Raw genomic sequence first — 23,771 nt, forward strand, 5'->3', positions numbered from 1 at the left:
AAAAGATAAAATATTGATGGAAAGCAAGTATAACTGGACTACCCTTAAAGAATACAAGGAGATTCTTTTTCAGTATTACAACGGCATCGCCAAGATTAGCATCAACCGGCCGCAGGTGCACAATGCCTTTACCCCGCTTACCGTTATGGAAATGAGCGAGGCCATGGAACTGGCGCGCCAGAACCAGGAGGTAGGTGTGATTATCCTGACCGGCGAAGGGGGCAAAGCCTTCTGCAGCGGCGGCGACCAGAGTGTGCGCGGCCATGGCGGCTATATTGGCGAAGATGCCGTTCCACGCCTGAACGTGCTGGACCTGCAGATGCAGATCCGCCGCATCCCCAAACCGGTAATTGCCATGGTGGCAGGCTGGGCCATTGGGGGCGGCCATGTACTGCACGTGGTGTGCGACCTGACCATTGCCGCTGAGAATGCCCGCTTCGGCCAGACTGGTCCGAAAGTTGGTTCTTTTGACGGTGGCTTTGGCGCTTCTTACCTGGCCCGTATTGTTGGTCAGAAAAAGGCCCGCGAAATCTGGTTCCTCTGCGACCAGTACGATGCACACGAGGCCCTGGACATGGGACTTGTGAACAAAGTAGTACCGCTGATGGACCTGGAAGAAACAACCGTAGCCTGGTGCGAAAAAATACTGGAGAAAAGCCCGCTGGCGCTCCGCATGCTCAAAGCTTCATTCAACGCCGAACTGGACGGGCAGGCAGGCATCCAGCAACTGGCTGGCGACGCCACACTGCTCTACTACCTTTCAGACGAAGCCAAAGAAGGCAAGAACTCGTTCCTGGAGAAGCGCAAACCCGATTTCTCGAAATACCCGAAATTCCCGTAACCAGGTGCTGTGGCAATGGTGGCAGCACCAGCAGAACTAATTTTACACTGAAAAGAGCAGCTGAAGCAGCCTGAACGGCTTTCTTTGGCTGCTCTTCCTGTTGAGCCAGGCAAAAACAGGAGCAAAAGCTGAATTTTAACGTAATTATTCTTCAGCTGCTACCACCATAGCCACTGCTGCTGTTTAAGCTTAACTTCACACGTTACACAAGGTGATGCTTTGTTCCCCTTTGAAGCTAATCTTGTAGGGAAAAAGAAAAGGTGCTTTAGCAAAGTTTATTTTTGCTGGTGCGAGCTTGTAGCTCGTACTTACATGCCACGATGTAAAGCATTAAGTCTTGTTTTGTAAAGCTGATTTAGGTAGAAATACAGCTATTTAGCCTGGGAAATGAAAGTACGAGCTACAAGCTCGCACCAGCGCACCCGTTTAAGCTTGTTCCCTACAAGATTAGCCCTTGAGGGGGACTTTTTCTGCTCGTGTATTTTTAGCGTAATATCATTTAATTTATATGATTATGCCAGATTCGCTCCTGCTCAACGGAAAGAAATTCTACTACGATGAAATCCGGGACTACTCCTTCCGCAACAGCATCCCCATCGACGGCTACGAAGCCAAAACGCTGGAATTTTGCCGCGACTGGCTCAACGGGGTGCAGGAGTTTCCTATCCTGACCTCCGGCTCTACCGGCACTCCCAAAAAAATAAACCTGACGCGCCAACAACTTGAAGCAAGCGCCAACAAAACCATCCGGCTCCTGCACCTGCAGCCCGGCGACACCACCCTCATCTGCCTGAACACCGAATACATTGCCGGTATGATGATGCTGGTACGGGGTTTCCTGGCGGAGCTGGAGATGGTTGTTGTAGAGCCTGTGAGCAATCCGCTGGCCCTGCTGCCGGAAAACGTGCAGCCTGATTTTGCCTCTTTTGTGCCCCTGCAGTTGCAGACCATGCTGCAGCAAACGCCTGCTGCTGTAGCAGTGCTCAACCACATGAAAGGCATCCTGGTAGGTGGCGCGCCTGTCTCTCCTGCCCTGCAGCAGGAGTTGCAGCAGCTGAAGGTGCCGGTTTACCACACCTATGGCATGACCGAAACAGCCTCGCATGTAGCGGTGCGCCTGCTTAATGGGCCTGAAGCTGCAGCTTATTATGAAGCGCTGCCAGGCGTAGAAATCAGCCAGGACAGCCGCGGCTGCCTGACCATCAAAGCAGATGTCACCAACAACGAACCCATTGTCACCAACGACCTGGTGGAACTGCTGAGTTCTACCCGCTTCCGGTGGATAGGTCGTGCCGGTAATACCGTGAATACAGGCGGCGTGAAAGTACAGCTGGAGAAAGTAGAATTAGCCGTTGCCCGTGCGCTTGCAGCCCTTGAGATGAATCCACGATACTTTGTAGCTGCACTACCCGATGAACGCCTGGGCCAGAAACTGGTGCTTGTGCTGGAAGGCGGGCCACTTGCTGCGGACGAGGAAGAGGAACTGCAAAGTCAACTGCGTCAGCTGCTTCAGAAGTATGAACTACCACGCGCAATTTATTACAGCGCTTCCTTTTCAGAGACGGCAACCGGCAAAATTTCAAAACAAGACACGCTGCAAAAGCTTGGTCTTAAATCAGACCGGAGCAGCTGATTTCTAACTGTTCGCTTTTTAATTCCGTAAACGGCCTTAAACCAAACTAACATAACATGCGAACCACATTCTACAGTTTTCTGACTGCCATTATTCTTTTTGCAGCTACCGGTTGTAGCAGGCTTTTCACCAGCAAACCACCTGTTACGCTAACTCAAGCCTGGGCAAGCGAAAACTCTTTAAAAACCCCTGAATCGGTTGTGTTCGATCCGCAACGCAATGTGCTTTACGTAACCAACTTAAACCAGAAAGGCAATGGCCGCAAAGACGGTGACGGCTTTATTTCCATCCTGACGCCGCAAGGCACTATACAAGAGCTTTTCTGGGCTACCGGTCTGAACGACCCCAAAGGAATTGCCCTGCACAACAACGTGCTCTACGTGGCCGACATGGACGAAATAGTAGCTATCGCCACTCAATCCGGTGCAGTACTGGGTAAATACAAAGCCGAAAATGCGCAGGATCTGAACGACGTAACGGTTGATCAGAGCGGCAATGTCTTTGTTTCGGACTCCGAGGCAAAACGCATTTACATGTTGAGCAACGGGCGCGTAAGCACCTGGCTGGATAATACCAACGGCGAAAAACCAAACGGACTGCTGCGCGAAGAAAACCGGATGATTGTAGCCCTGATGAGCAACGGAACCGTTCATTTCCTGGACCCGGAGCGGAAGAAGTTTAACAAATGGGTGGATGAGATTCCGCACGCCGACGGCATAGCGGCAGACGGCAGAGGCGGTTATTTTATCTCCAGCTGGAACGGCGAGTTGTATTTCGTAGATCAGAACAACAAAAAATTTCAGCTCCTCGACTCCAAAGAGCAAAAGATGAACACCGCCGACATCTTCTACTCTCCACAGCAGCAACTGCTCTTCGTACCCACCTTCTACGATAACCGGGTAGTGGCGTACAGGGTTGGCTACTAACAACCCTGCTTTACATAATAACCAAACTGCAACCATTTACCGCTGCAAAATGAGTGAACTGTAAGCCGGCAGCAGCACCTTGCTTCTGGCTAATGCTGCACCGTTGTGCTGAAACCGGGCTATCCTGTAATCCTGCAGGTTTACAGGAAGCGCCAGGGTTATTTCGGCACCCGACAGGTTATGCAGCACCAGGAGCGACTCGTGTTGGTGTATTCTTTCAAAAGCACTGATTTCCGGGTTGTTGAGCTGTACAGGCTTCAGTTCGCCATACGTCAACGCGTTGCTGTTATTGCGCAGCCGGATGAAGGTCTTGTAGTGGTTGAGCATCGAATTTTCCTGCTGTGCCTGCACTGTTGCAGGTGCCACCACTGCCTCTGTACTGAATGTTGGGGTAATCCAGGTGGCGCGGCACTGGTCCTTCTCTTTCACGTCCCACAGGAAGGGCTCCCGTATTAGTTCGTCGGGCTTTTTGCCGCTCATGCCAATTTCTTCGCCGTAGTAAATGTACGGGGAGCCCGGTAGCGTGAAAAGCAGGGCGGCCGCCATTTTGGCTTTCTTCTCATCGCCATTCACTTCGCTCATGATGCGGTTTTGGTCGTGGTTGCTCAGGATGGTGGCGTCAATAAATTCTGGATTCTCTTTTTTATAGAAATCCATAATTCCGGCATGTTTGATGGCGAGTGAATTGCCCTTGCCGCTGTTCAGGGCATCCAGGATAGCCCAGCTCATTTCAAAGTTGAAGAGTGCAGGCAGCCCTTTGGTGTAAGGAGCAACCACATCGGCTGGCGCCCATACCTCCCCTACCAGGTACACATCCGGCTTCACTTTCTGCATTTCTTTTTTGAACTCCACCCACCACTGGTGGTTGTCTTCCGGGCGGTCGTCGGGGAAAATATGGCGGGCAGCATCCAGCCGGAAGCCGTCTACGCCCACTTCCTTTAGCCAATACCTACCTATTTTAAATACTTCTTCCTTCAGCGCAGCATTATCGAAGTTCAGGTCGGGCATGCCACCGTAGAAGTAGCCGTAGTACAGGTAGTCGCTGCCCTGCACTTTGTGCCAGCGGTTTACGTTGTCGGAGTCGCCTGCTATAATCTTGCCTTCTTCTTTTGTCTGCGGGTCGTTTTGGTGCGCCCACACGTAATAGTCGCGGTACGGGCTGTTCTTATCTTTCATAGCTTCCTGGAACCAGGGATGGTCGACGCCGGAGTGGTTGAGCACCATGTCCATCACCACTTTGATGTTGCGGCTGTGCGCCTGCCGGATAAATTCTTTGAAGTCCTCCATGGTGCCGTAGTCGGGATGGATGCCGTAGTAGTCGGTTACGTCGTACTTGTGGTAAGAGGGCGACGGGTTCATGGGCATCAGCCAGATGCCTTCCACCCCCAGGTCCTGCAGGTAATCCAATTTGGAAGTCATGCCTTTAATGTCGCCGATGCCGTTGCCGTCGGAGTCGCAGAAGGATTGCACAAATATTTCGTAGGTCACGCCCCGTGGCCAGCTGCTGGCTTTTGCAGGTGCTGTGCTGACGGTGGCGGTGTTGCTGCAGCTGCTGAGGTAGCTCAGCAGGAGCAGCAGGAAGGGGTATAGGTAGATTGTTTTCTTCATGATTTTTTTAAGTAAGGTGGTCAAGATTCCCTCCTCTTCCAGGACTAATCTTGTATGGGAAAACCTGAAACGGGTGTGCTGGTGCGAGCTTTTAGCTCGTACCAACCTAATCCGGAATAACTGCTGCATTTTTTATTCTCCTACAGTAGCTATTCAATGCTACACAGAAATATAATCGTGGTATGGAGGTACGAGCTACAAGCTCGCACCAGCAAAGTTTTCTACTCCGCCGATGGCTGGTTTTACTGTAAAATGAATTCTGCACCAGCCACCATTGCCACTGCTGTTGCAAAAAGCCCTCGCAGTGTACGCAGCTCCTTCGAGTGTCTGGCCAGCAGCAAAAAGACACTCGCAGGTCTGGAAGACGTTGCGAGGTCAGGTTAAATTTTACAGCTTAATGGTAAATTTGTCGCTGTCGTTTTTCACCACCAGACTCTGCACTTCGTAGCCTTCCCGTGGGTTGGCGTCGCCTTGCGGGTCGAAGCGGGAGATGGGGTCGAGGAAGCTGGCGAAGTCTTTGTTCGCTTGCTGCGATTTGCCGTTCACTTTTACTTTGCTGCCTCCAAAGCCATGCATCACTACTTTGATGTTGTTGAAGTTGGACTTGTAGCTGCCTTCGGCTTTATCGAAAGTGAGCGTACTGCGCTTAGGGTCGTAGCTGATGGTGCGTTTGTAGTAGCCGCCTTTTTCGTAGTTGTAGGTGTCGCCGTCGTCTTCGTAGTACACAAAGGAATTGCGCACATCGCCTTTGTACACGTGCACCGTCAGGGTATCGGTTGGCTTCTGGCCGGTGTGCTGCACCAGCGACTGCATCGGGATAATGCTGCTCTCTTTAATGTAGATGGGCAGTTTATTGTATTCGATGCCGATGATTTTCTCCTGTCCCCCCTGCTCTACCTGGCCGGTGAACATGTTGTACCATTTGCCTTTTGGAAAGTACACTTTTCCATAGTTCTTGCCGCTCTCGAAGGGCATTATCAGGAAAGCCTTCCCGAACTGGTACTGCGAATCGAACTCACCCTTGTACACGTTCGGGTCGTGGGTGTAGTCGATGGCGAGGGTGCGCATGAGCGGCTCCCCGGTTTGGGAGGCCTGGTAGAAGTTGGAGTAAATGTAAGGCAGCAGCTTGTAGCGCAGGCTGATGAAGTTACGCGCTATCTCGGTCACTTCCTCGCCATAAGCCCAGGGCTCCGACGACTTGGTATTCACGGCGGTGTGGTTCCGGAAGTAGGGAGTGAAAGCGCCCAGTTGAATCCAGCGGGCGTAGAGGCCCACGCTCGGGTTTCCGGTGAAGCCGCCAATATCCATAGCCGAAAAGGCCACGCCGCTCACGCCCATGCTGTTCATTAACCGGATACCCAGCAGCATGTGGTCGTCTTCGGAACGGTTGTCGCCGGTCCAGATGGCGGTGTAGCGTTGCGAACCGGAGTAGCCGGCGCGCGACAGCAGGAACGTGCGCTTGTTGGGGTTGTGCTGGCGGGCGCCTTCGTAACTGGCGCGGGCCATCTGCATGCCGTACACATTGTGGCCTTCCTTGTGGGTGGTGGTGTGGCCATCGTAATCGAAGAGCACGTTGTTCGGCATTTTCTGGCCCCAGGTGGCAATCTCGTTCATGTCGTTCCAGAAGCCGTCGACGCCGGTGTCGGAGAAGAACTTGATTTCTTTTTTCCACCAGTCGCGGCCTTTCGGGCTGGTGAAGTCGGGGAAGTGAGTCCAGCCGGGCCATACCTGGCCGGAGTAGTTTTTCCCGTCCACGTACTTGATAAACACATCTTCCTTCAGGCCACGCTCATACGCGCCGTAGCCCTCTTCCACTTTAATGCCCGGGTCTACAATCACGGTGGTTTTAAAGCCCATGTCCTTCAGCTTTTTGTTCATCGCCATCGGGTCGCCAAAACGGTTTTTGTCCCAGGTGAAGAGCTTGTAAGCGTCCATGTAATGGATGTCCAGCGTGATGCCGTCGGCGGGTATCTTTTTCTCGCGTAGCGTCTGGGCAATGCGGAATACTTCGGTTTCGGGATAGTAGGAATAGCGGTTCTGCTGGTAACCCAGGCTCCAGAGCGGCGGCATGTCCATACGGCCCGTCAGGTCGGTGTAGGACCGGATAATATCGGCTACTTTGGTGTGGTAAATGAAGTAGTAATCCATTTCGCCGCCCTGTGCCCCGAACGAGGAGAAGCGGTCGTTGCTGGCGCCAAAGTTAAAGTCGCTCTGGTAGCTGTTATCGAAGAAGATGCCGTAGTTAACGCCGCTGTGGATGCCAATATAGAACGGGATGGTCGTGTAGAGCGGGTCCTGCCCGGTACGGTAGCCAAAGGCGTCGGTGTTCCAGTTCGTAAAGCCGCTGCCCCTGCGGTCGAGTCCGCCGGTTTTTTCACCCAGCCCGATAAAGCGTTCCCCCTCCTGCATGTGCTTGTAGGTGGTTACCTCCTCTCCTATCCAGGAAGTTGTCAGCCCCTGCTCGTCCTGGTTTATTACTTTACCAGCTTTGGTAAAGAAAGCCACGGCAAATGGGTTCTTGCTGATGCGGGCGGTAAGCGAGTCGGTAGTAATGGTGATGTCGGTGTTGTTCTGCGTGATGCTGGCTTTCATCTGCTGCGGCTTTGCTATCACGGCATAAGAAAAATCGTCAGTCAAGGGCTGCTTGTCCATGCGCACCCGTACCACGGTGGGGCTATACACGCTTACCCGGATGTGGGCGTTCTGGTCGGTTGTTAATGTTACCTGCTGCCCTTCGATGCTGGCATTGGTCACGCTACCCACCGGCATAACAGGGCTGTTCTGCCCCCACACCGTTAGACTGCACACCGAGGCTACCACGAAGGCAAGAACTGGTTTTATAATTTTCATCTCTGTATTGATTTTTTGTGTTGCTATTAGGTGCGCTGCCCGGACACAACATGGCCGGGCAGCTGCTGGTTTGGCTGCAAACAGGCTGCCATTAGTTCAGGAAAAGCGGTTGTACTGCCCGGCAGGCCTACTGCGCCAGCCTCCACAGCCTCTGCTGCTATTTTTTGGGATAGCCGTCATTCTGGTCGAGGTTCGGGTTAGCGGTTACATCTGTTGTTGGTAGCGGGAACAGGCGGCGGGTCTCCGCTACGGCCTGACCGGCTTTTACGCCACCTTTCCAGGGCCAGAGGTAGGCGTTGGTGGTAAACTTATTGAACCGGATGAGGTCGGTACGGCGGTGACCTTCCCAGTACAGCTCACGGGCACGCTCCTCCAGGATAAAGTCCGTAGTTAGTTCGCTTTGCTGCACGTTGCCGCTTGTTCCGTTATAGGCACGGGTGCGCAGCATGTTCACGTAGGCGAGTGCCTGCTGCACACTGCCACCTGTTCCGCCGCGTAACACGGCTTCGGCATACATCAGGTACACATCGGCCAGGCGGAACATCGGGTAATCGGTGTCCGGGTGGTTGCCGGTTGGGTCTGATCCTACCGCGCCTGTGGAGCTCACGTTGCGGTATTTAGCAATGGCATAGCCATCTTTAAAGGAGAACATATCGTTAATTTCGAGGTTCTGCCCGCTCGCGTAAAAGTTAGCCCTGTCGTCGGCGCTGGACGTTGGGTTCGGGAATTTGTTCACAAAAGCCGATGTGGTACGCAAACCGCCCCAGCCACCATTGATGCCAAATTCGGCCGGGCTCATGGTGCCCCCCACCGGTGCATGCACCAGGAAAGTCATGCCGCCCCAGCTGTTCGTCCGGATGCCATCAAACGTAATCGGGAAAATGATTTCGCGCGATTTAAAGTTGTCGGTCAGGAAGAGGTGGTCGTAATCGGCTTCGAGGGCATAACCGGCATCAATCACTTTTTTGGCGTAGGTAATGGCGTCGGTGTAGCGGGGGGTGCCGGTGTAGACTTCGGCATTCAGGTACAACTTGGCCAGCAGCGTCCAGGCTGCGGCCTGGTTGGCTCGGCCGTAGTTGGCCAGGTTACCGGGCGCGGGCGGCATCAGGTTGTTCTGCAGGTCCAGCAGTTCCGACTCCAGGTAGGCGAACAAATCGGCACGTGCTACCTGCTTCGGAAAGAAAGAACCTACTTCGTCCTGCTCGGTTACAAAAGGTACGTTCCCGTAGAGGTCCATGGCGTGCCAGTAGCTCAGCGCCCGCAGGAACCTCGCTTCGGCACGGAAGGTTTTTGCCTGCTCCAGGTTAGCGCCTGTTACGCCGCGGCTGCTGAGTTTGGCATCGGTGGTTTCCCGGATAAACTCGTTTGTGAGCGACACCTGGTAGTACACGCGGTTGTAGAGCGCCCGCAGGAATTCGTTGGCCGGTGTCCAGTCCATTTCGTGCAGGTCGCGCAGGTTACCGTCGTTCCAGGCAATAATGGCTTCGTCGGTGGTCAGCTCCTGTGCCTGCCAGTACTGCCGCAGGTAGCTGGAAAAACCTTCGTCGATACCGCCAATGTCCTGCCGCCCTGCCGGGCCCTGCTGTCCCGTTACGGCATAGCCGGCGTACAGCTTCGCCAGTACCTGTTTGTAGTTGCTAAAGTCTTCGTACACGTTTTCGGCAATCACATCATACTTAGGTTCGATGTCGAGGCTCTGGTCGCAGGCAGCAGCCGTTACCGATACAAGGCCTGCCAATACTATATTTTTTATGAATCTGGTATTCATGATTTTTTCCATTTAAAAATTAAAGTTCGAAGTTCAGGCCAACGGTATAAATGCGCGGACGTGGGTAGAAATTGCGGTCGATACCGCCACCAGGGTTCACATCGGTTGGAAGGCTGCCATGCGAAAACTGAGTTTCGGGGTCAGCACCACGGTAGCCGGTTATCACAAAGGCATTCTGCACGCTGGCACTCAGGCGCAGCCCTACTTTTTTGTTAAGGATTTTACCGAAGTTGTAGCCCAGGTTGATGTTGTCCATGCGCACAAACGAGGCATTCTCAACATAGTAATCCGAGAATAACTGATAGTCTTCGAAGTTCGTCTCCAGCACGTTGCTCGACACGTTGGTCAGGTAGTTCGAGAACGAGAAGGCACGGTAGGCGCCATTGTTCGAGAACATGTTGTTGTAGAGGTAGTTGCCAAAGCTGCCGCGCATCACGAAGCTGAAGTTCCAGTTGCCGTAGTTGAGCTGCGAGTTAAAGCCAAGCTGCACTTTCGGGTCTGGGCTCTTGTAACGGTATTTGTCTGCTTCGTTAAATTCACCGTCACCGTTCAGGTCTTCGTACTCGCCTTCAATTGGCTTTCCGTTTTCGTCATACACCTGCTTGTACACATAGAAGGAATAAGGCGAGTAGCCAACGGTGTTAATCTGCACGGTGTTACCGGTACCGCCTGCAATACTGCCCACCTGGTAGCCAAGGAAAGTTTCATCGTTCACCCGGCTCAGGTTGGTGATTTTACGTGTGGTGTAGGTGCTGTTAATCCCGATATCCCAGGTAAGCTTGTCGTTGTTGATGGCGTTGAAATTCAGGGCTGCTTCTACGCCTCTTGTCTCCAGGCTGCCCACGTTCGTGGTCAGTTCGTTTGTCAGGTTCGTTCCGGCCGGAAGCGCAATGGTGGCCAGCAGGTCCTTCGTGTCTTTAAAGTAATAGTCGAGGCTACCGGAGATGCGGTTGTTCAGGAAGCCGAAATCCAGGCCGGCGTTGTAGGTTTTTGTTTCTTCCCACTTAATGTCCTTGTCGTACCCTTCGGGGCGTAGCGTGTTCACGTAAATCGGGTTGCCCTGCGCATCAAATCCAAACTGGTACTGGGCCGTGTTGTCGCCTTGGGTGTAACGTGGCAGGTACGGGAACACATCGCGGCTACCAGCGCCAATGTCCTGCTGACCTGTCAGGCCGTAGCCCACGCGCAGTTTCAGGTCGGAGAAAATACGGGAGTCTTTCAGGAAATCTTCGTCGATAATGCGCCAGGCAAAAGCCAGTGCCGGGAAAGTACCCCAGCGGTTTTTCTCGCTGAACCTGGAAGAACCGTCGCGACGGATGGTGGCGGTTAACAGGTATTTGTCTTTGAAAGCATAGTTCACCCTTCCGAAGTAAGACTTCAGGCGGTAGTACGGCTGGGCCGGATTGGCCGCTGCTTCTATGGTGTCGCCCGCTACATTTACAATCGGAAACTTCGGATCTTTGGTCACAAACTCCTGGAACGAGTAACCGGCCATCACATCTACGCGGCTTTTCAGGCTGTTCAGCTCCTTTACATAGTTCAGGTAGAAATCGGCCAGGGTATTGGTTTTGGACTGCTCGTAGCGGGAAATCCGGCCACCTTCAGCAGCATTCGGCGCAAAGGTAGCGGGGAATTTGGTGGCACCTTCGCTGTCGGTTACATCATAGCCCAGGTTCAGGTTAGCGTGCAGTTCCGGCAGGAAGTGGAATTTATAATCCAGCTGGATGTTGCCGATGCTGCGCTTCACTTCGCCGCGGTCGTCACGCTGCTCGAGCTGGCTGAGCGGGTTGCGGGTAGCCAGGGTGTTAAAATTGCCGTTCACGTCGGTCCACTGGAAGTAGCCACCGAACCTGTTGTTGGCATATACCGGCTGTGTCGGGTCGAACGCAACGGCCGAGCCGATAGCACCGGGGTCGGCAAAACGGCTGTTGGTGAGGGCACCTTTCAGGTTCAGGTTGACTTTCAGGTGGTCGTCCAGGAACGTGGGATTCAGACTGATAGCACCGGAAGTACGTTCAAACGCAGACGTTTTAAGCACACCATCCTGGTTCAGGTAGCCAATGGAAACGCGGTAAGGCAGTTTTTTGATGGAACCGGTAAGGCTCAGGTTGTTGTCGGTGGTGTAGGCGTCTTTAAATATCAGGTCCTGCCAATCGGTGCTGGCGTTGCCGAGCAGGGCAACCTGCGCTTCCGTTCCTTCTCTTCTTACCACGTCGCGATACGCGTCGGCAGACAGTACATCTGCTGTTTTGGTAACGGTAGCCAACGAGTGTTGGGTGCTGAAATTTACCTTCAGGGCATCGCCGGCCTTGCCTTTTTTGGTCGTGATGATGATGACCCCGTTGGAAGCACGAGAACCGTAAATGGCAGTAGCAGAGGCATCTTTGAGGATGTTAAAGCTGGCGATATCGTCGGGGTTGATAAAATTAAGCGGGTTACCGGCGCCGGCTACATTGTTATTATCCACCGGCACCCCGTCTATAACGATAAGCGGGTCGTTGCTGGCGTTGAGCGAGGAGCCACCCCGTATGCGGATGCGGCTACCGGAGCCGGGAGCGCCACCGTTGGAGGTAATCTGCACCCCGGCCACTTTACCGGTTATAAGCTGTTCCGGTGTGGTTACCTGCCCCTTCACGAAATCTTCTTCCGAAACAGAGGCAACAGAACCGGTCACGTCGCTTTTCTTCTGGGTACCATAGCCCACTACCACCACTTCGTCGAGCGCTTTGGCGTCGGCACCCATGGTAACCGGGATGGTGGTGCGGTTGTTTATCGGCACTTCCTGTGTCTGGAAGCCGATGTAGGAAAACACCAGGGTGCCGGTGCCATCGGGTGCCGTAATCGAGTAGTTGCCATCAATATCGGTTGGAGCAGCAATAGAAGTACCTTTCAGCAGCACGGTTACGCCCGGTATGGGAGCGCCACTGGCTTCTTTTACGGTGCCGGTTATGGAGTGCTTCTGCTGCGCCACAGCAGGCAGGGCAAACTGCAGCAAGGCCAGCAGTAGCAGGAAAGGGATGTAATTTTTTCGCGTAGCCTGTCCTTGCGGAGCAGACGGACACATGTAGCGTATATTTGCTGCGGTGTATCTGTATAAGTTATTCTGCATTTTTATGGGGCTAATTAATTCTTCCTTGTTTCTGAATCATAAATTCTTCTCGCTTTGTGGCGATGCCTGCTGTAGCGCCGGCTTCTGTGTCATTCGGCCTCGGCCACTGTTGTTCCGTGTAGGGTTGTTGCCAATGGGCTCCTGGTGCTGGTATTAGATGTATACTATAAGTTGGCGCTTCAGGTACAACCTATGTTACAACTACATTACCAAGCCAGGCGGCAAAGGCCTTTTAGAGGCTTTAAGTTTCCGGCAATACTTCAAAGGGACGAGCCGGTTTTAGTGTAAAAATCTTTTTCATAACATAGCGGCTTTTGCTGTTGCAAATTTCTTTAACTGAACCAGGGCTGTTGCTTCTGCTCTGCAGCGCTTTCTGCAAGTCCCTTTTTCATTCCTGCTTTTGAACTGACTTCCGATAGAAACCAACTTCCAACAGGCGCATCAAACGAACAGTAGTTTGTTATTACAAATTTGCAAGGCTTTGCAAGCAAGCTCAATTAGTAGAGATAAAATGTAGAAAATAGTTGCCTTTATAAAACTTTAATGATCTGTAAATCAATACAATATACAATAATCACAACCTGGAAAAAGTAACCTGAAAGTTGGTGATTTTTTGCTATTTTATGCACAAAAAAGCGTCAAATCGAACCTGTCATTTAGACGGTTATTCGGCAACTGGGGCAAGGGAAGAAAATGTGGGAGCAAGCGGGACATGCTGCTGAAGCGAAGCGAAGCAGCCGGGAAGGTAATCCGAACCTCTAGCTTCAATTGGCAGCAGCAGCGGGAATGGTGGCAGGTGGAGCAGAACTGGTAGGAAAGCTACAGGCAACGGAGGCAGTGGAGGCAGGTGTGGCGCAGATGAGGCAGATGTAGCTTGTGTTTGACCAATGTGATTCTTAGAATAAATTTTCCATTTATGTAAAGAATATCTACTCAATTCATTTGTCATTTCGAGGGGTTACACTTTTTCAAAGTGCTTAAAGTTTAACATAACAGCGTTAAATGTTTCTTACTCTTAGTATATGTTCATTTGTATCTTCTTGCTCCCTTTTTCATAGTTAACTTTCGCGCTCCTCGGCTGGGGAAGGGGCCCTATTTAAGCGCGGCCGCGTTTTCGCATCCGTCGCTGTCTACGTGAACCTGCTCTTCGCTGTGCTGCGGGCTGCTGAGCAGAGCTCAGCACCGAAACACGTAGAAGGCTCCTCCTGCGAAAACTGGAAAGGTTTTCTCTTCGAGCCAACTGTTGCAAAATCTGTCATTGGTAACGCAGGGAGAGATCTGCTACATTGATATATTCATTCTTCATCAGATCTCTTTTGCTAGTGCGAGCTTGTAGCTCGTACTTACTTGCCACACTGCAAGGCATGATACATTGTTTCGTTATGCTGATGTAGGTAGAACTGCTGTAGTTTAGTCCGGGAATTAAAAGTACGAGCTACAAGCTCGCACCAGCGCACCCGTTGCAGATGTTTCCCTACAAGATTAGCTTCAAAGGGGGAAAAATTCAGCTGTTCCTTCAGCTGACGCTATTGGGGCGCGACCTGTCCCTACTAAACCTGAAAAAAGTTCGGACAGAAACGGATTCCGGGCTACCGAAAAATCTAAAAGGCTTTTATCTCCATCACCCGCTTTTCAAATTCCTCGTTGGGCAGCAGGGACCTGTTTTTTGCTTTGGTTTTGTAGTTGTAGATGGTGCTGACGGAGTATTCCAGGATCCGGGCAATCTGTTCGTGGTCTTTTATCCCGATGCGGAGAAGGGCGAAAATACGCTGTTCTATTGTCAGCGCCTGGTCGTCTTTCGAAACCACGCGGTTTTCTTCGTCAAACAGGGAGTTGAAAGCAGCAATGAAATTAGGGAAAAGCTTCAGGAAAATCCGGTCGAAACTCAGGTACAGCGCCTCCCGCTCCTTTTTCAGGTTCAGCGACTTCATAACGTGGTTTATCTCGTCGTACTTTTTGGCCATCAATTTTTTGTCCAGCGCCTTCTTGAACTTCTCCATCTTGTCGATGTACTCGGAGTACATGTTAAAGGAGTAGCCGATGTATTCTTCCTTTATCCGGTTCGCTTCTACCAGGCTCTCGTTTACTTCCTGCAGTTGGGTGTTGGCTTCGGTAACGGTGCGTTTGGCCTGCCGCAGCTGCTTTAACTGCCGGAAAATGATAAAGGCAAAGACAAGCACCAGCACCGAGAGCAATGTTACCACCAAGGCATAGACCACCAGGCGGGTCCGCTGCCCCTCTACCGTTATCAGCCGCTCCCCTTCTATAATGGGCAGGATAGCAGCCACCTGTATTTTGCGCTGGCGGGCACCGTAGAAGGTGGCATCTTCCAGGGCCTGTTTTATGTATTCGTAGGCCCTGCTTTCGTCGCCGGTGTTGTATAACAGCTCCGCCAGGTTCATCAGGGCAATGGCTTCGGTGGTAGCGGATTTAATGTCGGCAATGGACGCAATGGCCAGGTAACGAATCGCTTTTTCTTTTTCGCCCATGTCTTTGTAAATCAGCCCCAGCAGGGCAGCTGCGATGGCCTGGTCGTGGTACGACTGCCTGAAATTTTTGAGCAGGTAGGCCACATCCTTTTCAGCTGCTTCCAGGTTGCCGGTTTTGTAATTTTTGAAAGCGCTGGTGGAGTAGTAAGCTGCTGTTCCCGTATCCTGCAGCGCTAAAACTGAATCGATGTAGCGGTTGCCCTGCGCGGTGTGGACATCCGAATAATAAAAATCGCTGTTATAATCTGCCAGGTCGTAGTACGCCCGGGCCATCAGAGAAAAGTACCGGGCTTTGATGCTGTCGGGCATCTGGCTGACGTTAATCGTCTTCAGCGAATCAAGCGACTCCTTAAACATACCCGACGACACCAGGATAAAGCCGAGCTTGGTTTTGGCATAGACGGGCAGCACCGGGTCTTCCAGCGCACGGGCCTGCGCCTGCAGCTTGCGGGCATAGGTAAAGGCAGAGTCATATTTAAAGGCAGCATACTCGTCGGTCAGCTTGTTGTACAGCTCAAAGCGTTGGAGTGCTGAAATATTTCTTTTTTGCAGCCTGTCCTTTAGTTGCCCGATACGTTCCAGCTTCTGACTATGATAGCTTTCGGTATGTTCGATCGTATTGCTCAGTTCGTTAAGCACACTATCGGTATCGGGTTGCGCGAATGCGTACGTAGTAAGAAAGAGGAAGATGAAAGAAAAGAATGCAGCGCTGTAGTTCATATTTGTCCGGTGCAGGTGTAGCGATATTGCCTGTAAGATAAGGCTACTTACACTATTCTCAAAGTACAAAGCAGCAGCTAAGGCCATGGTGGCAGGTGCAGTAATCTTTTTATGGCACAACGGCAGCTAACCGGCTGCCCCCGGAAAGCGTCCGGTAGTACTCAACGGCTTACATGGTCAAAATACCGTACCTGCACGCTTCCCGGCACCAGCTTCAGCCCGTGTGGTATTCCTTTGTGCGACTCCTGGTACTGGTGGCTTTTGTACCAGACCTTAAAGCTTTCTTCATCGGTCCAGAAGGTCATAAGCCAGATTTCGTTCGGGTTGTCGCGCGGGGAGAGCACCTCCAGTTTTTCAAACCCAGGGGCATCGTCCACGAGGTGTGGTCTGTTCAGGAAGGCCTCTTTTACGTCAGGGGCAGTATCGTTGGCAATGGTAAAGGTACTTAAGGCGATAAACATAAGCTGATTTGTTGGTTCAGGAGCAACGGATATTGCAGTTGTTTCGGCTAAGGTACGTAAAAACCCAAACAAAGCCGCAGCCACTGCTGACGGGCATCACTTAGCCAGGTCCCTGTTTGCGCCAGCATTTCCTTCTTTTGCTACAGGATGAAGCTACTTATTGTATCTTTGCGGCATGTACCGGCGCCTTCTTCTTTCACTCTTACTGCTTTACTGCCTGCTGCTGCCTTACACAGGATGGGCACAACAGCAACCCGACTCCACCGCTGCAGCTCCCGACAAGAAAAAGCTGGTGCTGCTGGGCAGTGGGTTTACGGCAGGCTATTCGGCCATGCTCATCTCCCTGAACAAGGCCTGGTACCAGGACCAGGAACGCACTCCTTTCCATTTTTTTAACGACAACAGCCAGTGGCGGCAGATGGACAAGGCAGGTCATTTCTGGGGCTCCTTCCACGAGAGCCGTGCCGGGATTGACGTGCTCCGCTGGGCAGGCGTGCCCGATAAAAAAGCCATTGTATTTGGCGGCCTGCTGGGCGTGGTGCTGCAAACGCCCATCGAAGTGTTTGATGGTTACCAGGCAGACTATGGGGCTTCGGTGGGTGACCTGGTAGCCAATACCGCTGGTTCTGCCGCTGTCATGGCGCAGGAGCTGGCCTGGCATGAGGTGCGTATCATGCCGAAATACTCCTTCAGCACCTCCCCTTATGCGGCGAAACGGCCCAATGTGCTGGGGCATTCGCTGGCGGAGCAGGCGCTGAAAGACTATAACGGGCAAACATACTGGCTGTCGGTGAACATCGGCTCTTTTCTTAAACCTGAAAGCCGTTATCCAAAATGGCTGAGCCTGGCGGTGGGGTATGGCGCCGAAGAAATGGTCTTTAACCACCTCCCCAGCAACCTGGCCGCAGGCTTCGATACACACCGGCAGTTCTACCTGAGTCCAGACCTGAACCTGCTGCACTTCAAAGGCAAAAACAAAGTCCTGAACACGGCCCTCTACATCCTTAGTATTGTGAAGGTGCCGGCACCGGCGCTGGAGTATAACCGAAAAGAAGGGCTGAAACTACATGCCCTCCATTTCTGAATCACGGATTTAATGGATTACACGGATGGCACGGATCTTTGGTTTAGGAGGACTACCCGCCACCTTCCGGCACAAATAATTGCGTACCTTTGTGCTGAAACGGGCAACGCAGGATGCGTCCTTCACCGGAATTCACGCATTTCCCCACTAACTAATAACAAATAACCAATAACTATGAATGTAGGCGACCGTGTCCGGCTGATGTCCGGCAGAGAAGAAGGCATCATCACCCGGATTTTAGATAATAATATTGTAGAAGTAGCCATCGACAACGACTTTACCATTCCGGTGGCACGACGTGAAATTGTGGTGATTGCGCCCGAGGAAGCGAAGTTTTTAAAGAACGAGGAACCGGTCGTAAAACCAAGTGCCCGCAGAGAACCTGCTGCGCCTGTTTTATCAGCAAAGGGAATTTACCTGGCTATGGTGCACCAGTCGGATGAGCTGCTGGCGGCAACCATCCTCAACAACACCGATTACGATGTGCTGTTTACGAGCGGCGAAGACCGGAACAACCGCTACCGGGGCCTGCAAAACGATAAACTGGCGCCAAAAGCAACACGCGTTATCGCCCATTACCACCTGAAAGATTTTGAGCAATGGCCAGCACTCATCGTGCAGTTCCTGCAGCACCGCAATGGCGCCCCTTCCCTATTTGAGCCTGTTACCAAACGTGTTCAGTTTAAGGCTGCTTCGTTTTATAAAAGCAAAAAAACCGCGCCCGTCCTGAACAAAGAAGGCTACGTGTTCCAGCTCGATCATAAACCGGTAACAGTTAACACTGACAAATTGCAGGAGCAGCTCGCCGAAAAGCCAGCCCAGCAGGAAAACTTTAAACTACAGGCGCCCGAGCACGAAGTGGACCTGCACATCGAAAAGCTGACCGATGATTTCGCGGGCATGAGCAACAGCGCCATGCTGAAGCTGCAGCTGGAAAAATTTCAGGATGCACTGGAGCGGGCCATGGCTACCAACATGCACGAAATCATCTTTATACATGGTTCCGGGAACGGTGTGCTGCGCAAGGAGATCCAGAAAATACTCAGCCGCACTCCTGGCATCAAATTTTTTGAAGATGCCCGCAAAGAAAAGTTCGGTTATGGCGCTACGCTGGTCAGAATTAAGTAAGCTCGACGAACAAATAAAACAAAATCAAGAGCAGGCAACAAAGAAATATAGCAATTCCTATACGCCGTTTTTTCGCAGGTTTATTATCCTGTTAATTAACAATTTAACCATTAAACAATTAAACCATTTAAACACCTAAAACTGTTACATTTGTAGTTTAAAGAATTAGCAGCAAGCCGTCTTATCGCTGCTTCCGTTCAGGAAGGAGAGGAAAGTCCGGGCAACACAGAGCATCCTACTTCCTAACGGGAAGGGTTCTGAAATTTTTCGGGATACAGCCAGTGCCACAGAAAATTACCGCCCCGTGCAAGCGGGGTAAGGGTGAAAAGGTGCGGTAAGAGCGCACCAGTGGGCGGGTGACCGTTCCAGCTGGGTAAACCTTAGGAGTTGAAAGACCAAATAGGCTGACAGCGCCCTGCTTCGGCAGGGCTAAGGGCTGCTCGTCCGATGTCAGTGGGTAGGTCGATGGAGCCTGTGCGTGAGTGCAGGCCTAGATAAATGATAAGACGTCTGGTATACCAGGCGACAGAACCCGGCTTACAGGCTTGCTGCTGCTTCTTTTCTCTTCTCTTTTCGTATTCTGATTTTTTCCGGCGATAATACAGAGGTGTAGAGGCTGTGGTGGCTGCTGCAGTAAACTAATTTTGTCTGAACCTTTGATTTTTGTGATTTTAGTGATTTAATTGATTTTTTGTCTGAATTTGGATTCGTCAGATGATTGGATTAACAGGATGAGGTTTCTTTGTGGTTCGTGCAGGAGACGCGAGCACCGCATCTCTACAGCCGTACCCTTAACCTTTCTAACTCTCTGTCACAGGGTTGAAAATCTTCAACCCCTACAAAAATTCCAAAATTCCAAAATTTTTAATTTTCTACCTCTCTACCTCTTAAACTTTCTAACTCCCAAACTCTCTAACTCCTAAACTCCCAAACTTTCTAACTTCCGCATGGCAGAGCTTACCTTATACGACCCCTTTGAAAAGATGCAGTTCAGCGACTCGAACTGTTTTTTGTGCGGCACTACGATCACGACCGAACAACGCACGCCTGTGTTTGCAAGCTGGCTGCAGCAGCAGTACAACCTGCAGCAGAAAGAACTGCTCCTGCTCGACAAAAGCGTTACTACCTTCGGCGACCTCACCATCCCCTGCTGCGATCACTGCCACCTGCACCACGTGCTGCCCCTGGAGCAGGAAGTGGAACAAGCTGCTACCGCCGGCCTGGATGGACTAAAAGCGCTGGACAAGCAGAAGCTGTTCCAGTGGATTGGCAAGATGTACTACGGCACGCTGGTAACCGAACTGATAAAGGAAGCCAACCCGCTCATCATGCCGACGTATGCGCTAAGCGAAAACCCGCAGATGCTGGGCAAATTCCGGTCTTTTTTTAAGGTGCTGCAGTCGCTGCGGGTGCCTGCCGTGTTCCATGATTTTCTGCCCTGTTCGCTGTTCCTGGTAGAGGTCAGCCCGACAGAAGACGACCTGCCTTTCGAGTACCAGGACGAACTCACGACCATGGCCTTCAGCATTAAACTGGGCTCCGTTGCCATTGTGTGTACGCTGCTGGACAACGGCATCATCCAAAGGGCACTGGGCAGGCTTTACCGGCTGATAGAAGACAAACCACTCCACCCGATCCAACTGGCCGAGCTGAAAGCGCGGGTGTTTTATGCCGCCTATATTTTAAACGTGGTACCCGAATACTTCGAGCGGCCCGTTAAGCACGGCGATACCCACCTGGTGCTCGACACGCTGATAGACGATGTGACGAAAGAAATTTTTAATCCCTGGGAAATGACGGCCTATGCCCACATGCTGGAAGAGATGCTGAAGCCCTGGAGCATCCGGGAGCAGCAGATTCTGAGGCCCAACAACCAGGTACTCAGTTTCCTGGCCGACGAATCCGGGAATTTTAAAACGATAGAACGCTTCAATAAGTCGATGCTGGAGGAGTGAGTTGTCGGAACAGGGATTCACCTGATTTGTGGATTACGCAGATTTTTCCAGGGATTTTAAAGTATAAAATTATCCGAACCCGGCCATTCCATATTCATCCGACGCTGTTGCAGATATGCTACGCCGGCTTCTATCGGGTGTATGACAAAAAGTGCACAAAAAATAAATTTGCTCTTTCGGACATCCGTGTCCCCGTTTGCCGTTATTCGCCACTCACGCGGACGAGGACGTCCGCAGCAGAGGGAATTCCGGACAAGGATGTCCGGAACAGCATATATTTTTGTGCACTTTGTCATACACCCCCTCTATCCTCCAAACAAAAAGAGGCTGTCCTGGTATACAAGACAGCCTCTTCACTACTATTGCCCGATCTGATGACTCCCTTAAGCAAGTGAATCCCGGTTCAGACGATATTCTACTCTACAATATAAAAGCTAATATTAACATTGGAAGTAACTACCACTTCGCCACCGGCGATAGAAGGATCGCCTCCGCTTTGGTCCATGGCTGCTTCCCGCATCATGGCTTTTCCGTAATACGGCTGCGGTCCGCCGCCATAGGTGTTTTCGCTTATTGAATAGGCACGTCCTGTTTTCACACCCAGTTCCGAGGTTAAGGCATTGGCTTTCTGCTTGGCATCGGCAACAGCTTTTTTCCTGGCTTCTGCTTTGTGCTTTTCAATATCCGACACTTTAAAGGAAATATTTTCCACCCGGTTCACTCCCGCCTCATATAGACCGGCAATTACGCTGTCAAAATTATTCAGCTTTTTGAGCACGAAGGTCATAGTTTTGTTTGCCATGTAAAAGTCAGGGGTAGTTCTGCCATATTCGGCGCCGGGGCTGGAATAAACCGGCTGCACGTGCATATACGTCGTCTGGATGTCTTTGGCGTCAACACCTTGTTTTTTCAGATAAGAAATGATGGCGGCGGCTTTGGCATCGGTTTGTTTGCGAACCTGCTCCAGGCTTTTATCGCGCATTTCCACGCCCAGGGTTACCACTACCTCGTTGGGTTGCACTTTTACTTCGCCCACGCCGGTTACACTAATGAGCGGGGGCATCACCTGCTGGGCTTTTACCTGAAAGCCCAGGAAGAGAAAAAGAAGGGTTAAAAATAAGCTGGCTTTTTTCATAATTTTAAAAAAGAATTTAAGTGATTTGGTTAAGGGCGCAAAGCATAGTGTTTTGCTATATTGCTTTCACCTTATCAAAAGCTGTACCACTTCCGCCTCAGGCAGGCTGGCATAACAAAAGAGGCCTTCAGCTACGCAAGCTAAAGGCCTCTTTTGTTGCTATTTACAATCCCGATTATTCTTCAAAATCGAAATCCATGTCTCCTGCATAATGTGCTACCAGGATAGCGCCAACTGTTACGGCACCGGCAGTAAGAATTAGCTGCGTGGTGGACATGCGCTTTGCTGCCTGCAACACCAGTGTTCCCACATCGTGTAACAGGTCAGGCAGCTTCTCACGACGGCCCTGTATCACGTGCATGGCCGACTCTACTGTTTTAGACATATCGTGCGGCTGAAGCAACTTTAAGGCTCCCTCAGAAGAAGCGTTTTTCTTTTTCTGGCCCTGATCAGTAGTACCCCCTTGGTTCTGATTTTTGTCGTTTTCCATAGTTATTATTTGCTATATCACTTGATGCAATTTATTTAATATCATACGGCAACTGGAGCCCGAAGGCTTCAATTAGCTCAGGCTTGTTGTGGTCTGCCCCCGTACTGCACAATCATCTCATCCATCCGCGCCACCAGCTTATCGGCACTTATCATCATGCTCGCCGGGAAACCAACCGACAGGTCGTTGATATGCAAGGCCTGTGCCGCCGGGTCATAGTTGTAGTTAGCCGACACGCCTTTCTCCTTTATACTGCCACTGTCGCCCTGTAAGTGTAGCCCCATGGATTGCAGTTTGTCCTTTAGCTGGTTATATACCTCTGGCGTTACACCGGTATAATGCGCATTTTTTGCCATTGTAGTTCTGATTTTTTGTAGTGCTTATGTATAACGTAAGTTTACCTGAAGGGTTTTTGCTGTCCGGCGTTAAGCCCCGGACAATATTTTTCCGGCTAAAGCTCAGCCACATACAACTTTCATCTGATTTTTTTCAGCCTCTCATTTTGCAAAAATAAAACAGCCTTTTATATTTGCACCATCAAACAACAAGACGGTCCGTTCGTCTAGGGGTTAGGACTTCAGATTTTCATTCTGGCAACAGGGGTTCGATTCCCCTACGGACTACTGGTTATCATGCCAAACTTAGCTAAAAGCCTGCAAATAAAGCATTTGCAGGCTTTTTCTTTTTCCGGCACCAGCGATTTATTCGGTTTCTCCCAAAGAATAGGAGCGTAATTCGGTGCGTCATTTTTGCCACGCTCCCTGACTCACCGAATTTTGCTTAACTCACTGACACGCAAGCTGTACAGCCTTTGTACATCTTGATTCTGTTTTGCTGCAAGGCTAACTTGTTCAACCGTTAAGCAGCAAAGCCATGCGCCAATGTATCAAAATCATCTTCTACCTCAAAAAGCCACGGCACTACCAGACAGGCCCGGCGCCTGTTTATCTTCGCATCACCATCGCCGGAAAAAGAGCAGAAATCTCCACCGGAAGAAACTGCGAGCCCCGCCGCTGGAACTCCTCTGCCGGGAGAGCATCCGGCACGAAAGAAGCCGTTGTTTCCCTCAATGCTTACCTGGACACACTCCAGGCCCGGGTACAGGAGGCACACCGCCAACTGCTAGAGGCAGGCCAGGAAGTTACGGCTGAAAAAGTTAAAGTCAGGTTCTCAGGCAAGCAGGAGAAGGTACGAACGCTCCTGGAAGAGCTCACCGAGCACAACCGCAGGATGGAAGCCTTAGTGGGAGCCGAATACTCTTCCGCCACCCTCAAAGGCTACAGAACATCCCTCGGCCACACCGAAAGCTTCATCCAGTGGAAGTACGGTACCAGGGATATCCCCCTGCGCCAGGTGGACCACGCCTTCGTTACCGACTACGGCTTCTACCTCAGGAGCGTATGCAGGTGCTCCGCCAACTCTGCGGCTAAATACCTCAAGCATTTAAAGAAAGTCACCCGCGCCTGCCTGGCACACGGCTGGATAGAGCGCGACCCCTTCCTGCACTACAAGGCAAAGGTAAAGCCAAAGGAACGGGTGTTTCTTTCAGAGGAGGAACTGGAGAAGATAGCAGC

16 protein-coding genes, 1 tRNA gene and 1 other RNA gene are annotated in these 23,771 nt (G+C 51.4%); 9 read left to right on the plus strand and 9 right to left on the minus strand.

Annotated elements, in window-relative coordinates; genetic code table 11:
• The first annotated feature begins 16 nt into the window (after nt 1–16).
• The 3 genes from menB (at nt 17) to DCW36_RS15355 (ending at nt 3,400) form a co-directional block, all read left to right on the plus strand.
• Nucleotides 17–841, plus strand: a complete 825-nt coding sequence (menB, locus tag DCW36_RS15345; RefSeq protein WP_114782448.1) for a 1,4-dihydroxy-2-naphthoyl-CoA synthase — start codon at nt 17–19, stop codon at nt 839–841.
• Nucleotides 842–1,355: 514 nt separating this feature from the next.
• Nucleotides 1,356–2,474, plus strand: coding sequence for an AMP-binding protein (locus tag DCW36_RS15350; protein WP_114782449.1), 1,119 nt, complete (start codon nt 1,356–1,358; stop codon nt 2,472–2,474).
• A 56-nt stretch (nt 2,475–2,530) separates the two neighbouring features.
• The gene (locus DCW36_RS15355; protein WP_114782437.1) at nt 2,531–3,400 is read left to right on the plus strand and encodes an SMP-30/gluconolactonase/LRE family protein; all 870 of its coding nucleotides are present in this window, start codon (nt 2,531–2,533) and stop codon (nt 3,398–3,400) included.
• A 36-nt stretch (nt 3,401–3,436) separates the two neighbouring features.
• Here the strand turns inward: DCW36_RS15355 and DCW36_RS15360 are convergent, their stop codons facing one another.
• The 6 genes from DCW36_RS15360 to DCW36_RS15385 form a co-directional block, all read right to left on the minus strand.
• Entirely contained in the window at nt 3,437–5,008 is a 1,572-nt protein-coding gene (locus DCW36_RS15360; protein WP_114782450.1) for an alpha-amylase family glycosyl hydrolase, read from the minus strand.
• Between the two features lie 387 nt (nt 5,009–5,395).
• Nucleotides 5,396–7,858, minus strand: coding sequence for a glycoside hydrolase family 31 protein (locus DCW36_RS15365; RefSeq protein WP_114782438.1), 2,463 nt, complete (start codon nt 7,856–7,858; stop codon nt 5,396–5,398).
• Between the two features lie 157 nt (nt 7,859–8,015).
• Nucleotides 8,016–9,626, minus strand: coding sequence for a RagB/SusD family nutrient uptake outer membrane protein (locus DCW36_RS15370; protein ID WP_114782451.1), 1,611 nt, complete (start codon nt 9,624–9,626; stop codon nt 8,016–8,018).
• A 19-nt stretch (nt 9,627–9,645) separates the two neighbouring features.
• The gene (locus tag DCW36_RS15375) at nt 9,646–12,735 is read right to left on the minus strand and encodes a SusC/RagA family TonB-linked outer membrane protein (RefSeq protein ID WP_114782439.1); all 3,090 of its coding nucleotides are present in this window, start codon (nt 12,733–12,735) and stop codon (nt 9,646–9,648) included.
• Between the two features lie 1,601 nt (nt 12,736–14,336).
• On the minus strand, nt 14,337–15,944 hold the full coding sequence (locus tag DCW36_RS15380; protein WP_114782440.1) for a DUF6377 domain-containing protein: 1,608 nt from the start codon (nt 15,942–15,944) through the stop codon (nt 14,337–14,339).
• 161 nt (nt 15,945–16,105) lie between these two features.
• Nucleotides 16,106–16,405 carry an antibiotic biosynthesis monooxygenase family protein gene (locus DCW36_RS15385; protein ID WP_114782441.1) on the minus strand — a complete coding sequence of 100 codons (300 nt, stop codon included), beginning with the start codon at nt 16,403–16,405 and terminating at the stop codon, nt 16,106–16,108.
• 175 nt (nt 16,406–16,580) lie between these two features.
• On the opposite strand from DCW36_RS15385, the gene DCW36_RS15390 reads away from it, so the two are divergent.
• From DCW36_RS15390 to DCW36_RS15405, 4 genes are all read left to right on the plus strand, one after another.
• On the plus strand, nt 16,581–17,489 hold the full coding sequence (locus DCW36_RS15390; RefSeq protein ID WP_114782442.1) for a DUF2279 domain-containing protein: 909 nt from the start codon (nt 16,581–16,583) through the stop codon (nt 17,487–17,489).
• Between the two features lie 174 nt (nt 17,490–17,663).
• Entirely contained in the window at nt 17,664–18,617 is a 954-nt protein-coding gene (locus DCW36_RS15395) for a DUF2027 domain-containing protein (protein WP_114782443.1), read from the plus strand.
• 168 nt (nt 18,618–18,785) lie between these two features.
• Nucleotides 18,786–19,173: RNase P RNA component class A (rnpB, locus tag DCW36_RS15400), an RNA gene on the plus strand.
• A gap of 391 nt (nt 19,174–19,564) precedes the next feature.
• Nucleotides 19,565–20,572 (plus strand): hypothetical protein, encoded by a 1,008-nt coding sequence (locus DCW36_RS15405; RefSeq protein WP_240676196.1) that lies wholly within the window; start codon nt 19,565–19,567, stop codon nt 20,570–20,572.
• A 415-nt stretch (nt 20,573–20,987) separates the two neighbouring features.
• Here DCW36_RS15405 and DCW36_RS15410 read toward each other — a convergent pair whose 3' ends face one another.
• The 3 genes from DCW36_RS15410 to DCW36_RS15420 form a co-directional block, all read right to left on the minus strand.
• The gene (locus tag DCW36_RS15410; RefSeq protein WP_114782444.1) at nt 20,988–21,707 is read right to left on the minus strand and encodes an SIMPL domain-containing protein; all 720 of its coding nucleotides are present in this window, start codon (nt 21,705–21,707) and stop codon (nt 20,988–20,990) included.
• 175 nt (nt 21,708–21,882) lie between these two features.
• Nucleotides 21,883–22,197: a hypothetical protein gene (locus tag DCW36_RS15415; RefSeq protein ID WP_114782445.1), complete on the minus strand. Its 315-nt coding sequence runs from the start codon at nt 22,195–22,197 to the stop codon at nt 21,883–21,885.
• A gap of 77 nt (nt 22,198–22,274) precedes the next feature.
• Nucleotides 22,275–22,553 (minus strand): hypothetical protein, encoded by a 279-nt coding sequence (locus DCW36_RS15420; protein ID WP_114782446.1) that lies wholly within the window; start codon nt 22,551–22,553, stop codon nt 22,275–22,277.
• Nucleotides 22,554–22,748: 195 nt separating this feature from the next.
• Between DCW36_RS15420 and DCW36_RS15425 the strand changes: the two genes are divergently transcribed.
• Both DCW36_RS15425 and DCW36_RS15430 read left to right on the plus strand, forming a co-directional pair.
• Nucleotides 22,749–22,820 (plus strand) — tRNA-Glu (locus DCW36_RS15425).
• Nucleotides 22,821–23,070: 250 nt separating this feature from the next.
• The coding region (locus DCW36_RS15430) for a phage integrase SAM-like domain and Arm DNA-binding domain-containing protein (RefSeq protein ID WP_170312518.1) at nt 23,071–23,771 on the plus strand (701 nt) is incomplete at its 3' end.

The organism is Botryobacter ruber (genome assembly GCF_003347595.2).
GTDB lineage: Bacteria > Bacteroidota > Bacteroidia > Cytophagales > Hymenobacteraceae > Pontibacter > Pontibacter ruber_A.